This is a genomic window from Bradyrhizobium sp. GW821-FHT13H05 (assembly GCF_058804065.1).
This window is the reverse complement of record NZ_JBXAPO010000001.1, coordinates 460,573-472,590: the sequence shown is the minus strand read 5'-3', so window position 1 is coordinate 472,590 and position 12,018 is coordinate 460,573. Positions and strand designations below refer to the sequence as shown.

At 64.6% G+C, this 12,018-nt stretch carries 13 protein-coding genes; 10 read left to right on the top strand and 3 right to left on the bottom strand.

Annotated elements, in window-relative coordinates:
• The first annotated feature begins 72 nt into the window (after positions 1 to 72).
• Positions 73 to 642 (top strand): TetR/AcrR family transcriptional regulator, encoded by a 570-nt coding sequence (locus AC1RR3_RS02230; protein ID WP_492819776.1) that lies wholly within the window; start codon positions 73 to 75, stop codon positions 640 to 642.
• 173 nt (positions 643 to 815) lie between these two features.
• The gene (locus AC1RR3_RS02225) at positions 816 to 1,691 is read left to right on the top strand and encodes a L,D-transpeptidase (protein WP_492818903.1); all 876 of its coding nucleotides are present in this window, start codon (positions 816 to 818) and stop codon (positions 1,689 to 1,691) included.
• A gap of 10 nt (positions 1,692 to 1,701) precedes the next feature.
• Here the strand turns inward: AC1RR3_RS02225 and AC1RR3_RS02220 are convergent, their stop codons facing one another.
• Entirely contained in the window at positions 1,702 to 1,962 is a 261-nt protein-coding gene (locus AC1RR3_RS02220; RefSeq protein ID WP_492818901.1) for a hypothetical protein, read from the bottom strand.
• Positions 1,963 to 2,243: 281 nt separating this feature from the next.
• Here AC1RR3_RS02220 and AC1RR3_RS02215 point away from each other — a divergent pair, with 281 nt between their 5' ends.
• The 8 genes from AC1RR3_RS02215 to AC1RR3_RS02180 all read left to right on the top strand — a co-directional run bounded on the left by AC1RR3_RS02215 (position 2,244) and on the right by AC1RR3_RS02180 (position 9,073).
• Complete coding sequence (locus AC1RR3_RS02215; RefSeq protein ID WP_492818899.1) at positions 2,244 to 3,413, top strand: cytochrome P450; 1,170 nt, start codon at positions 2,244 to 2,246, stop codon at positions 3,411 to 3,413.
• Positions 3,414 to 3,475: 62 nt separating this feature from the next.
• Positions 3,476 to 3,916, top strand: a complete 441-nt coding sequence (locus AC1RR3_RS02210) for a hypothetical protein (RefSeq protein ID WP_492818897.1) — start codon at positions 3,476 to 3,478, stop codon at positions 3,914 to 3,916.
• Between the two features lie 374 nt (positions 3,917 to 4,290).
• Positions 4,291 to 5,241: a sulfonate ABC transporter substrate-binding protein gene (locus tag AC1RR3_RS02205; RefSeq protein ID WP_492818895.1), complete on the top strand. Its 951-nt coding sequence runs from the start codon at positions 4,291 to 4,293 to the stop codon at positions 5,239 to 5,241.
• A 141-nt stretch (positions 5,242 to 5,382) separates the two neighbouring features.
• Complete coding sequence (gene ssuD, locus AC1RR3_RS02200) at positions 5,383 to 6,540, top strand: FMNH2-dependent alkanesulfonate monooxygenase (protein WP_492818893.1); 1,158 nt, start codon at positions 5,383 to 5,385, stop codon at positions 6,538 to 6,540.
• A complete protein-coding gene (gene ssuC, locus AC1RR3_RS02195; RefSeq protein WP_492818891.1) occupies positions 6,537 to 7,343 on the top strand; it encodes an aliphatic sulfonate ABC transporter permease SsuC in 807 nt (268 codons plus the stop codon). Before ssuD ends, ssuC begins: the two co-directional genes overlap by 4 nt.
• Positions 7,344 to 7,363: 20 nt before the next feature.
• Positions 7,364 to 8,203 carry an ATP-binding cassette domain-containing protein gene (locus AC1RR3_RS02190; RefSeq protein WP_492818889.1) on the top strand — a complete coding sequence of 280 codons (840 nt, stop codon included), beginning with the start codon at positions 7,364 to 7,366 and terminating at the stop codon, positions 8,201 to 8,203.
• Positions 8,204 to 8,234: 31 nt separating this feature from the next.
• A complete protein-coding gene (locus tag AC1RR3_RS02185; RefSeq protein ID WP_492818887.1) occupies positions 8,235 to 8,816 on the top strand; it encodes a flavin reductase family protein in 582 nt (193 codons plus the stop codon).
• Positions 8,817 to 8,914: 98 nt separating this feature from the next.
• Complete coding sequence (locus AC1RR3_RS02180; RefSeq protein ID WP_492818885.1) at positions 8,915 to 9,073, top strand: hypothetical protein; 159 nt, start codon at positions 8,915 to 8,917, stop codon at positions 9,071 to 9,073.
• Positions 9,074 to 9,189: 116 nt separating this feature from the next.
• On the opposite strand, the gene AC1RR3_RS02175 is transcribed toward AC1RR3_RS02180, so the two are convergent.
• Positions 9,190 to 10,338 (bottom strand): M20 family metallopeptidase, encoded by a 1,149-nt coding sequence (locus AC1RR3_RS02175; RefSeq protein ID WP_492818883.1) that lies wholly within the window; start codon positions 10,336 to 10,338, stop codon positions 9,190 to 9,192.
• A gap of 256 nt (positions 10,339 to 10,594) precedes the next feature.
• The gene (gene flbD / locus AC1RR3_RS02170; protein WP_492818881.1) at positions 10,595 to 11,980 is read right to left on the bottom strand and encodes a sigma-54-dependent transcriptional regulator FlbD; all 1,386 of its coding nucleotides are present in this window, start codon (positions 11,978 to 11,980) and stop codon (positions 10,595 to 10,597) included.
• Between the last annotated feature and the right edge of the window lie 38 nt (positions 11,981 to 12,018).

The following is a 12,018-nucleotide window of genomic DNA, read 5'->3' as shown; positions in this document are numbered from 1 at the left end:
ACGTACTATGGTGATCGCCATAGTATGGCGATCACCATAGCTCTGTCAAGCGAGGCGGGGTATGTTTGCGCCATGCCACGTAAAACCGACGCCCGCGCCCGCGCGATCGCCACCGCCGAACGACTGTTTCGCATCCAGGGTTATGCTGCGACCGGGTTGAACCAGATCATTGAAGAGAGCGGTTCGCCGAAGGGATCGTTCTACTTTCACTTTCCGCGCGGCAAGACCCAGCTGGCGGAGGAAACCATCGATCCTTATGTCGCGAAGCGAGCGGCTGTGTTCCGGCAGATCTCGGCGAATACGACAGGCAACGCTCCGGATTTCTTCAAACAGGTTTTTGGGGCCATCGCGGCCGAAATGATTGCCGACGACTTCCAGTATGGATGTCTCATGCAAAACCTGGCGAATGAGCTGTCCCCGCTGGACGCCGAACTGACCAAACGTGTCGCACGCGGATTTGTCGATCTGACCGACATCATTGCCGAGCATCTCCGGGGTTGCGGCTTCGCTCCCGCGCGCGCATCGGCTAGCGCAGCTGCGTTGATCGCTGCCATCGAAGGCGCACGAACCATTGCCCGCGTGGAACGCAAGCCGGCGATATTCAAGGCGCTGGCGGATATCTTTTGCCGAAGCTGCTCGTAATCTTCTCCCCAAGCGCCGCGAGCTCAACATCAGGCGTTATTCCCGCTTGTCCTGTTGCTGGACAAGAATCCGGCGTTAACCATCGCCAACTGTTCCGGCCCGAGCCGCATTGCTTCGAGCTTTCTTAAATTTTGCTGGGTACCTCTTTCGGCAGAGTGACCTGGGGAACGAGTATGGCGAAGCGGGCCAAGGCCAAACGTGGAAAGGCGGAAACGCTCGCGATACCGATGGCCGCGCGCGTTGCACTGGGCGCCGCGGCCGTCGCCGTGGCGGGCTACGGGTTGCTGTCCGGCCGGGCCAGCGAGCAACCGGCACGGACACCGCCCGCGCGCGAAGCCCGGGCATCGTCAACTCCGGTCTACGTGGCAACGCCGGTTCACGCGGCAGCACCCGTTCCCGCTCCGATTCCGGCTCCCGCCCCGGCGCCTCTGGCCGAACCACCAAAAGCCGACGCTGGCGTTCCCGGCGCACTTGTCCGGCAGGTGGTTGACTACGCCAGCCGTCAGGCACCGGGCACCGTGATCATCGATACCGGAAACACATTCCTCTATTTCGTTCTGAACGACAGGCAGGCGATGCGCTACGGCATCGGTGTCGGCCGCGAAGGTTTCACGTGGTCCGGTGAACAGACCGTGGCCCGCAAGGCAGAATGGCCGGATTGGCATCCGCCTGCAGAGATGGTTGGGCGTCAGCCTTATCTGCCGCGGTTCATGGCCGGCGGTCCCGGCAATCCGCTCGGCGCGCGGGCGATGTATCTCGGCGAGACCGAATATCGCATTCACGGCACCAACAACCCCGATACGATCGGGAAGAAGGTGTCGTCCGGCTGCATCCGGCTGACCAATGATGACGTGACGGATCTCTACGAGCGGGTGAAGGTCGGGGCCAAAGTGATCGTGCTGCCGGCAACCGCTGCAAGTCGACCATTCCAGGGCGCGCCGGCTGACGCCGCGTTCCGATTGCCGAACCCGGCACCGCCGTCGAAGCGGCCCTTGGCGGCGAACGCGCAGATGCTTCCATCAGGAGCGAAGGTTGCCGAGGCCCGGTAGGTCACGCGCCCTATTGGATTTTCAATTTGAGGAAAAGAGCGCCTGCAAATCCGACCAAAAGGCAAATCCCAAGCGTAAAGCCAGCCGGATTGAGTATACCCAGATGATCGGCAAGCAAAATGAGTGCGACAGATACAATCACTTGCACGATCCAGACGCGCCAGGCCGCTTCTATCGCTTGACCGAAGGTCATCCGATTGAACAAGAGAATACCCCAAGACGGCGCCAATAGAACGACAAGCAAAACGATAGTCACGGCCGCCGCAAACATTGACGCTTTCTCCGCGCGTTGGGCCCGCCCCAGAGCTGCCCGGCAGGCGCAGGCTCTCTCATACCACGGCTACCTCTATTCGTAGTCATCAACGGACGTTCGCTCATGCGTTTGTCGATGCTCACTGTCGTGGGCCATGCCGACCCCGCGGTTCGCCCGCATGCATCCAGCCTATAAAAACGGCCCTGCACCGGCCTGTCCCTATCGCTAGGGACAGACGCCGGCCCTGGATTTCGCTAGTCTGCCCTGAAGCACACAACAATCCCCGGGGGGAGACCGCCTTGAGCACCGCGCCGCGCGTCGACATCGACCCTGCCGCGTTCTGGGCCGATCCCTATCCGATGCTTGCGAAGCTGCGCAAGGAAGCGCCGATCGCCTTCGTGCCGCAGCTCGGCTCGACATTGCTGACGAGCCGCGACGACATCTCGATCTCGGAGAAGCAGATCGACGTGTTCTCCTCGCACCAGCCGGCCGGTCTGATGAACCGTTTGATGGGCCACAACATGATGCGCAAGGACGGCGAGGCGCATCAGGTGGAACGCCGCGCGATGTTTCCGACGGTGTCGCCGAAGACGGTGAAGGCGCACTGGACCTCGTTGTTCCAGGCCCATGCCGATCGTATCATCGACGCGATCGAGCCCGGTAGCCGCATCGACTTCATGCGCGACTTCGCGCTGCCGTTCTCCGGCGAATGCCTGAAGTCGATCACGGGCCTCACCAATATCGGCTTTGCCGACATGGATTCGTGGTCGCAGGGCATGATCGAGGGCATCGCCAATTACGCCGGCGATCCCGCGGTCGAGGCGCGCTGCCATGCCGCGACGTCGGGCATCGACGCTGCGATCGACGACATCCTGCCCGTGATGCGCAAGAACCCTGACCAGAGCATTCTTGGCGTACTCCTCACTGCTGATATGCCGATGGAGAGCGTGCGCGCCAACGTCAAACTTGCGATCTCGGGCGGCCAGAACGAGCCGCGCAAGGCGATCGCCGGCACGGTGTGGGCGCTATTGTCCCATCCCGAGCAGCTCGATCTCGTGCGCAAGGGCGAGGTGACCTGGCTCGAAGCCTTCGAGGAATATGCCCGCTGGATCTCGCCGATCGGCATGTCGCCGCGGCGGATCGCAAAGCCGTGGTCCATTCGCGATGTGTCCTTCGAGCTTGATGAGCGCGTGTTCCTGATGTTCGGCTCCGCCAATCGCGACGAGAAACATTTCGAGCGCGCCGACGAGTTTGATGTGAGACGGGACACCACGAAGAGCGTCGCCTTCGGTGCCGGCCCGCATTTCTGCGCCGGCGCCTGGGCCTCGCGCGCCATGATCGCCGACGTCGCGCTGCCGACGGTGTTTGCGCGCGCCGCAAAACTCGAGATCGCCGATGACGAGCCGGTCCGGATCGGCGGCTGGGCGTTCCGGGGCTTGCAGAATTTGCCGGTGCGGTGGCGGCACTGATCCGGCGCTCGATGGTCCCGTCGGATTGAACCACGCGGGTCTCCTGCGACACAGATGACGTCGTGTCCGCTCAATCTCAGTTCAAACGGCGACACCCATCGCTGTACCTCGCCGCCGGGTTGACGGCGTTGTCGGTCGCCGGGCCCGCGCGCGGCGCCGGTTTGCCGCCCATGTCCGGCTGCTGGACCCAGACCTCGCCGGTGCCTTTCGCGCAGACACCGCCGGGCAAGGAATGGGGATCGCGAACCTGGTGCTTCAAGCCGCATGGCGTGATGGCGAGTTTCCACATGGCCTGCGCTCGCGGTGGCTGCGACGGTTGGGACAACATTTGGCGCTATCGCTGGCGGCGGCCGGTCCTGTCGATCTCCGATGTCGAACTGTCCGACGACGGCAAGCGCCAGACGACGGTGTGGCGCCGTTGCCCCGTCAGGTTCCTTGCCTGGAATCGCATGGTGCTCGAGAACTGCTATTTCTCGTCCGATCCCTGGACGCGCAAGCATTGAGCGCGCCTTGTGGGGGCCGCCACCCGCACGCCGCCATGATGTCATTATGCCCCTGTTTTGCCCGACGGGTCAAACCATATTTCGGATAAAGCGTAAGTCCTTGTTTTCGCACGCCCTGCCTACTGTGCATGGGGTTGTTTTCGCAGTTTTGGTTCCGGCAGCGAGTCCGAGGCCGAATGCGCACGGCCTTCACATCCGCGTGCAGAAAAATTCCATCTTCATTCGCTCCGCCGCTTGAAAGATTAATCATGCGCTCCGCCACACGCGCAGTGCGCGCATCGCTATTTTCCCCGGTGTCTCGACACTCTTCCCGCTCCGCACCATCATTCACCGAACGTGAATGAATGACGGCCGTGCGCGGCCGGGAGTCTGGAATGCAGCGTCGTGACTTCTTGAAACTGTCCGTTGGAACCGCAGCCGCGGCCGCATTCGCCTCGCGCGCCAACGCGCAAGGCGCGCTGAAGGAAATTCGTATCGGCTACCAGAAGACCGGCGTGCTGGTCATCACGCGCCAGCAGGCGACTTTGGAAAAACATTTCACGCCGCAAGGCATCGACGTGAAATGGGTCGAGTTCTCCTCGGGGCCGCCGATGATGGAGGCGATGAACGTCGGCAGCGTCGATTACGGCGCGGTCGGCGATTCTCCGCCGGTGTTCGCGCAGGCCGCGGGTGCCGCAATCGTCTATGCCGCCGGCCAGCCCATCACCAACGGCCAGGGCATTCTGGTGCCCAGGGATTCGCCGATCCGCTCCATTGCCGATCTGAAGGGCAAGCGTATCGGCTTCACCAAGGGGTCCAGCGCCCACAATGTCGTGGTGCAGACGCTGGAGAAGGCCGGCCTCACCTATGCCGACATCACCCCGGTCTATCTGACGCCGCCGGATGCGGGCCCTGCTTTTGCCAATGGCAGCATCGAGGCCTGGGCGATCTGGGATCCGTATTTCGCGATCGGCGAGACCAGGCAGAACGGCCGCATCCTGATCAATGCGCGCGAGGTCACCAAGACCAATTCCTTCTACATCGCCAACCGCGACTTCGCCGGGAAACACGGCGCCATCCTGCAACAGATCGTCGATGTGACGACCGCGACCGGTAAATGGGCCGAGCAGCACCGCGACGAGGTGGCCAGATCGCTCGCTGCAATCACCGGCGTTCCGCTTGACATCCAGACCGTCGCCGCCAACCGCTCGAACTTCGTGATCGGCCCCGTCACCGACGACATCGTCGCGACCCAGCAGGGCGTCGCCGACCGCTTCACCAAGCTCGGTCTGATCCCGAAGCCCGTCGTGATCCGCGACATCGTCTGGCGCAGCGCGGCGACCTGATCGTGCCGACCAATCTCCCCACATCAAGAGGTCTAGACATGAGGCGCATCGTTCAACGCGTGATCGCGGCCATCGTCATGTCGGTCGGCATCGTCGCTGCCGCAGTCGGCACGACCTACGGCTAGTCATCGGAGCATAGCCATGAGCAAGAGCAACATCCTCTGGTTCCTGCCGACCCACGGCGACGGCCGCTATCTCGGCACCGGCATCGGCGGGCGCGAGGTCAATTTCAACTATCTGCGCCAGGTCGCACAGGCGGCGGATCAACTCGGCTATTTCGGCGTGCTGCTGCCGACGGGACGCTCCTGCGAGGATTCCTGGATCGTCGCCTCATCGGTCGCGCCGTTCACGGAGCGGCTGCGCTATCTCGTGGCCGTCAGGCCCGGCCTGCAATCGCCGACCGTTGCCGCGCGCATGACCGCAACGCTCGACCGCATCACCAACGGCCGCTTGCTCGTCAACGTCGTCACCGGCGGCGATCCCGTCGAGAACAAGGGCGACGGCATCTTCCTTGGGCACGACGAGCGCTACGAGGTCACCCGCGAGTTCTTGAGCGTCTATAGCGACCTGCTGGCGGGCAGGACCGTCAATGTCGAGGGCAAGCACATCCACATCGAGGACGGCAAGCTGCTGTTCCCTCCTGTGCAGTCGCCGCGTCCGCCGCTTTATTTCGGCGGCTCGTCGGATGCCGGCATCGATGTCGCCGTCGACGCCGTCGACAAATATCTCACCTGGGGCGAGCCGCCGGCCTTGGTTGCCGAGAAGGTTGCGAAGGTGAGGGCGATCGCAGAGGCGCGCGGCCGAAAGCTCTCCTTCGGCATCCGGCTCCATGTGATCGTCCGCGAGACCAATGAAGAAGCCTGGCGCGCCGCGGGCGAGCTGATCAAGCATGTCAGCGACGAGACGATCGCGACCGCGCAGAAGAATTTTGCCCGCATGGATTCGGTCGGCCAGCAGCGCATGGCGCAGCTGCACGGCGGCAAGCGCGACAAGCTCGAGATCGCGCCGAACCTGTGGGCCGGTGTCGGCCTCGTGCGCGGCGGCGCCGGCACGGCGCTGGTCGGCGACGCCAAGACTGTCGCGGCCCGCATCAAGGAGTATCAGGACATCGGCATCGATACCTTCATCATGTCGGGCTACCCGCATCTGGAGGAAGCCTATCGCTTCGCCGAGCTGGTGTTCCCGCTGCTCTCGCTGGAGCAGCCGAGCAACGTGACCAAGCTTCATTTCAACGGCGGCCCGTTCGGCGAGACTGTCGGCAGCGATTACCGTCCGCAGCAGCGAGTGTCAGAGTCATGAGCCTGATCGACAGCGTTTCATTTCCGCGTAGCTTCCGCCTGCCGCGCGTCGACGGCCTGATCCAGTGGATCGTGCCGGTTGCGATCATCGCGATCTGGCAGGTCGCCAGCGTCACCGGCTTCGTGCCGGTGCGCGTGCTGCCGGCGCCGAGCGACGTTGCGCTCGCCGGCTGGAAGTTGCTGCTCTCAGGCGAGCTCCTTCGCAACATCTGGGTCTCGTTCTGGCGTGCCTCGATCGGTTTCCTGATCGGCGGCAGCATCGGCTTTGCCTTCGGTCTAGCCAACGGCCTGTCGCAGCTGTCGGCCAAGCTCACCGACACCACGCTCCAGATGGTGCGCAACGTGCCGCATCTGGCGCTGATCCCGCTGGTCATCCTGTGGTTCGGCATCGACGAGAGCGCCAAGCTGTTCCTGGTGGCGCTGGGCGTGTTCTTCCCGATCTACCTCAACACGCTGCACGGCATCCGCACCGTCGATCCCCAGCTGATCGAGATGGGCCGCATCTACGGCATGAGCGACGGCGAGCTGTTCCGCCGCGTGATTTTTCCGGGCGCGCTGCCCTCGATCTTCGTCGGCATCCGCTTCGCACTCGGCATCATGTGGCTGACCCTGATCGTCGCAGAGACCATCGCGGCGTCCTCGGGCCTCGGCTACATGGCGATGCAGGCGCGCGAGTTCATGCTGATCGACGTGGTCGTGCTCTCGATCCTGATCTATGCCCTGCTCGGCAAGCTCGCCGACAGCGCCTCCCGCGTGCTGGAGCGGGCGACGCTCTCCTGGCACCCCGCCTTCCAGAAAAATTGAGCAGAAATACTGGGAATCACATGCAGACAGCGCTTCGTACGTCTCTTCCTGAAACCGAGCTCGCCAGCCGCGCCAATTTCGCGCCTCACGCCCGTGTGGTGCGCGAGGAACGGCCGGCGCAGACCTCTGGGCTGCCGCTGAGCATCCGTGGCTTGCGAAAATCCTTCGGCGACAACGAGGTGTTGCGCGGCATCGATTTGCACATCCCCGCCGGCCAGTTCGTCGCGATCGTGGGAAAAAGCGGATGCGGCAAGAGCACGCTGCTGCGTCTCATCGCCGGCCTGGACAAGATCGACGCCGGCAGCGTCAGCTTCGGTGATGCGGCGGTCAAGCCGGAGGACATCCGCATGATGTTCCAGGAGCCGCGGCTGCTGCCCTGGGCGCGCGTGCTCTCCAATGTCGAAGTCGGTCTCGGCCGCGACCGCTCATCCGGCGACGCGCACGCCCGTGCCGAGAAGGCGCTGACCGAGGTCGGCCTCGCCGACAAGCGCGACCAGTGGCCCTCGGTGCTGTCAGGCGGCCAGAAACAGCGCGTCGCGCTTGCCCGCGCGCTGGTCTCCCACCCCCGCGTGCTCGCCTTCGACGAGCCGCTCGGCGCGCTGGACGCGCTGACCCGGATCTCGATGCAGCGGCTGCTGGAGCGCGTCTGGCGCGACCAGGGCTTTACCGCGATCCTGGTGACCCACGACGTCGCCGAGGCGGTCGCCTTGGCGGACCGCGTGCTGGTGATCGAGGACGGCCGGATCGCCCATGACGTCGTGGTTAACGCCGCCCGGCCCCGCGAGCGCGGCTCGGCCGAGCTGGCGGGCCTGGAAGGCTCGATCCTGAGCCACCTTTTGTCGGCGGAAGATCGTACCTAAATAGAGGGAACCCCGCTTCGGGGAGCATGCCATGAATGTAGTGCCCCGCGACCTCATGACCGAAATCCCCGTCTCGTCCGTCGATTTCCGTAACGCCATGCGCCATCTTACCGGCGGCGTCAGCATCATCACCGCCGGGCGGGGCAAGGACATCACCGGCATGACGGTGACCTCGGTCACCTCGCTGTCGGTCGAGCCGCCGACGCTGCTGGTCAGCATCAACCGCGATGCCTCGTCCTTTCCGCTGATCCGGCGCCATGGCGCCTTCGGCGTCAACATCCTGACTGCCGACCAGCTCGACGTCGCCGAACGCTTTGCCGGCAAGGGCGGGCTGAAGGGCGCCGATCGCTTTGCAGGCAGCCAGTGGGTGACGTCGATCTCGGGCGTTCCGCTTTTGGTCGGCGCGCTCTCGGCCTTCGACTGCGAGGTCGAGGAGATCGTCGAGCGTCACTCGCACGGCATCGTCATCGGCCGTGTCAGGGACATCAAGAACTCGACCCGCAACGCGGCGCTGGCCTATTGGCACGGCCAGTATGTGGCGGTCGACCAGGACGAAGACGCGGCAAGGCTCGCTGACGTCAGCGTTCCCGCACGCGTCAGGCGCGGCGTTTGACCGCCATCCGTTACGGTCGCACAGGCTGGCCTTTTCCCCGTCATCGCTCTAGAAGCGCTGCCTGAGCCGTCCCGCCGGGACGGCAACGGAGCGGAACGATGAAGCGCGTCGCGACCTGGGCCTTCTACGCCGTCGGCGCGCTGGCGATCGCCTATCTCGCGCTCTACGCCTATGCCATGTTCAGCGGTCAGCCCGTGATCATCCCCGGCGACCCCATCCACATTTTCCGCAAGCCCGACGCACCGAGTTATTCGTGACGACACTCTCTCCGCGTCATGGCCGGGCTTGACCCGGCCATCCACGTGCATCGGCGATTTCGTAGGGACGTGGATGCCCGGGACAAGCCCGGGCATGACGGCGGAGTGTGTGGCGACTACCCCCGCAAAATCGCCAGCGCCAGCGCCTGCGCGCGCGGGACGATGCTGTCGATCTCGAGATATTCCTCCGGCGTGTGCGCGAGCCCGCCGACCGGCCCGAGGCCGCAGATGGTCGGCGTGCCCACCGCGGCGGTGAAACCGGAATCGGCGCAGCCGCCGGAAAACTCGCCCTGGAGCGTGGTGAGGCCGACCTGCCTTGCGGCGGCCTGATAGCCTTCGAACAGCGCCTTCGAAGCTTCACTCTGCACCACCGGCACGAACTCGCCCTTGATCGTCAGCGTTGCGCTGGTGCCCGGCACGTAGGAGGTCGCGACGATCTTTTCGATCGCGGCCATGATCCTGGCGCGATCGGCCGGATCGACATAGCGCAGGTCGATCTGTCCTTCGGCATAAGGCGCGGTCGTGTTGACGGACTGCCCGCCAGACACGAGGCCGACATTTAGCGTGATGCCTTTGTCGAGATCGGTCAGCGCATGGATCTGGACGATCTTGTGTGCGAGCTCGCCGATCGCGCTGATGCCGGCGGCGAAATTGGCGCCGGAATGTGCAGCCTTGCCGGTGATCGCCATGTGCATGAAGATGCCGCCCTTGCGCCCCGTCACGACATTGCCCGTGGGGCGGCCCGGCTCGGAATTGAACACGGCGCGCGCGGCGCGCCCCTCGCGCTCGATCACCGGACGCGACGAGGGCGAGCCGATCTCCTCATCCGAGGTGATCAGCACCTTGATCGGATGCGGGCTGCCACCGAATTTATGGAAGGCGGTTGCCACGAACACGTTCATGACGAGGCCGGACTTCATGTCGGCGACGCCGGGGCCATAGGCGCGGTTGTCCTTGATCGTGAACGGGCGCCGACCGGCCTCGCCCTTGCCGAACACGGTGTCGCGGTGCCCCATCAACAGCACCGGCTTCTCGTTGCTGCCGGGCTTTGCGACGTCAGCATGGATCGCATCGCCGAAGGTGCCGTCGGCCTCGCGCCGGAACGGAATGCCGTGATCGGCAAAATGCCGCTCGAACCGCGCACCGACCGCATCGACGCCTTCCTTGTCATAGGATCCGGAATCGATGTTCACGACCTCGCGCAGCAGGTCGATCATCGCCTGCCGCTGCGACGCCAGCCAGTCCGTGATTTGAGCTTCAGACATGTTTACCCTCGTGTGGTTCTCTCGCGGGGTTATAGGGCCTGGCGTCGCCATGGCCTAGTCGGCTAACGCGGTCCCGTTATGCGAGGAGCGCTCTCAACGCCGTCATTGCGAGCGTAGCGAAGCAATCCAGTCTGTCACCGCGGAGAATTCTGGATTGCTTCGCTGCGCTCGCAATGACGAGGTTGGCAGCTGCATTCAAACAAAAATGCCCGGGACTGAGCCCGGGCATTCGCATCCTGAATGTTCGGCAGGAGCGCTACGCCCCCATCATCGGCATCCGCGGATATTCACCCGGCGTTCCCGCCGGTGTGATCGGAATCCCGCCGTCGGCGTATTCGTTGAGCTTGTTGCGCAGCGTGCGGATCGAGATGCCCAGAATGTTCGCGGCGTGGGTGCGGTTGCCGAGGCAGTGCTTGAGCGTCTCCAGGATCAGGTCGCGTTCGACGTCCGCCACCGTGCGGCCGACCAGCGCTCGCGTCACCTGCTCGGCGGCCATCGTCGCATGCGCCACGGCTGGTACCGTCTTGGCGAGGTCGAGGCGGTCGCCGTCCGGCGTGAGGATGGCCTCGGGGCCGATCTCGTCGCCCTGCGCCATCAGCACCGAGCGGTGCATGGTGTTTTCGAGCTCGCGGACGTTGCCCTGCCAGCGATTGGTCGAGAGCACGCGGCGCGCTTCCGCCGAGATCGGGCGGACCGGCACGCCGTTGGCCTCGGCATATTTCTTCACGAAATGCTGGGCGAGCTCGAGGATGTCGAGGGGACGCTCGCGCAGCGGCGGGATCTTCAGGTTCACGACGTTGAGGCGGAACAGCAGGTCTTCGCGGAACGTGCCTTCGCGCACCGCTTCGGCAAGGTTACGGTTCGAGGTCGCGATGATGCGGATGTCCACCGGCACCGGCTTGGTGCCGCCGACGCGGTCGATCACGCGCTCCTGGATGGCGCGCAGCAGTTTCGACTGCAGGCGGACGTCCATCTCCGAGATTTCGTCGAGCAGCAGCGTGCCGCCGGTGGCTTCCTCGAACTTGCCGATGCGGCGGGCGATCGCGCCGGTGAAGGCGCCCTTCTCGTGGCCGAACAGCTCGGATTCCAGCAGGTGCTCGGGGATCGCGGCGCAGTTGATCGAGATGAACGGGCGCTTGGCGCGGGCCGAGCGAGTGTGGACGTAGCGGGCCAGCACTTCCTTACCCGTTCCGGATTCGCCGGTGATCATCACCGAGGCGTCCGAGCCTGCGATCTGCTGCGCCAGCTTGACGACCTTGGCCATGGCTTCGTCGCGATAGATCAGCTCGCGGGAATCGTTGGCGACGGCGGCGAGCACTGCGGCGATCAGCTCCGGATCCGGCGGCAGCGGGATGTATTCCTTGGCACCGGCATGGATCGCGGCGACCGCGGCGCGGGCATCGTTGGTGATGCCGCAGGCGACGATCGGGGCGTGGATGTGCTCGGCTTCCAGCCGCATCACGAGATCGCGGATGTCGAGGGCGACGTCGACCAGCAGGAGGTCGGCACCCTTGCCGCCGCGCAGCACGCGCATCGCCTGGTCGTGATCCTCGGCATGGGTCACGGTGGCGCCGTTCTCCATCGCGATCTTGGTGGCGGTGGTGAGCTGGCCCTTCAATGTGCCAACGATGAGAAGCCGCATGTCAGTCTCCTGCCCGTCTGGTCGCGCTGCCGCGCGTC

What these genes read in the sequence shown, in the direction of transcription:
- AC1RR3_RS02230 (WP_492819776.1), top strand. Translation starts at nt 73, where the DNA reads ATGCCACGTAAAACCGACGCCCGCGCCCGCGCGATCGCCACCGCCGAA.
- AC1RR3_RS02225 (WP_492818903.1), top strand. Translation starts at nt 816, where the DNA reads ATGGCGAAGCGGGCCAAGGCCAAACGTGGAAAGGCGGAAACGCTCGCG.
- AC1RR3_RS02220 (WP_492818901.1), bottom strand. Translation starts at nt 1,962, where the DNA reads ATGTTTGCGGCGGCCGTGACTATCGTTTTGCTTGTCGTTCTATTGGCG.
- AC1RR3_RS02205 (WP_492818895.1), top strand. Translation starts at nt 4,291, where the DNA reads ATGCAGCGTCGTGACTTCTTGAAACTGTCCGTTGGAACCGCAGCCGCG.
- ssuD (WP_492818893.1), top strand. Translation starts at nt 5,383, where the DNA reads ATGAGCAAGAGCAACATCCTCTGGTTCCTGCCGACCCACGGCGACGGC.
- ssuC (WP_492818891.1), top strand. Translation starts at nt 6,537, where the DNA reads ATGAGCCTGATCGACAGCGTTTCATTTCCGCGTAGCTTCCGCCTGCCG.
- AC1RR3_RS02190 (WP_492818889.1), top strand. Translation starts at nt 7,364, where the DNA reads ATGCAGACAGCGCTTCGTACGTCTCTTCCTGAAACCGAGCTCGCCAGC.
- AC1RR3_RS02185 (WP_492818887.1), top strand. Translation starts at nt 8,235, where the DNA reads ATGAATGTAGTGCCCCGCGACCTCATGACCGAAATCCCCGTCTCGTCC.
- AC1RR3_RS02180 (WP_492818885.1), top strand. Translation starts at nt 8,915, where the DNA reads ATGAAGCGCGTCGCGACCTGGGCCTTCTACGCCGTCGGCGCGCTGGCG.
- AC1RR3_RS02175 (WP_492818883.1), bottom strand. Translation starts at nt 10,338, where the DNA reads ATGTCTGAAGCTCAAATCACGGACTGGCTGGCGTCGCAGCGGCAGGCG.
- flbD (WP_492818881.1), bottom strand. Translation starts at nt 11,980, where the DNA reads ATGCGGCTTCTCATCGTTGGCACATTGAAGGGCCAGCTCACCACCGCC.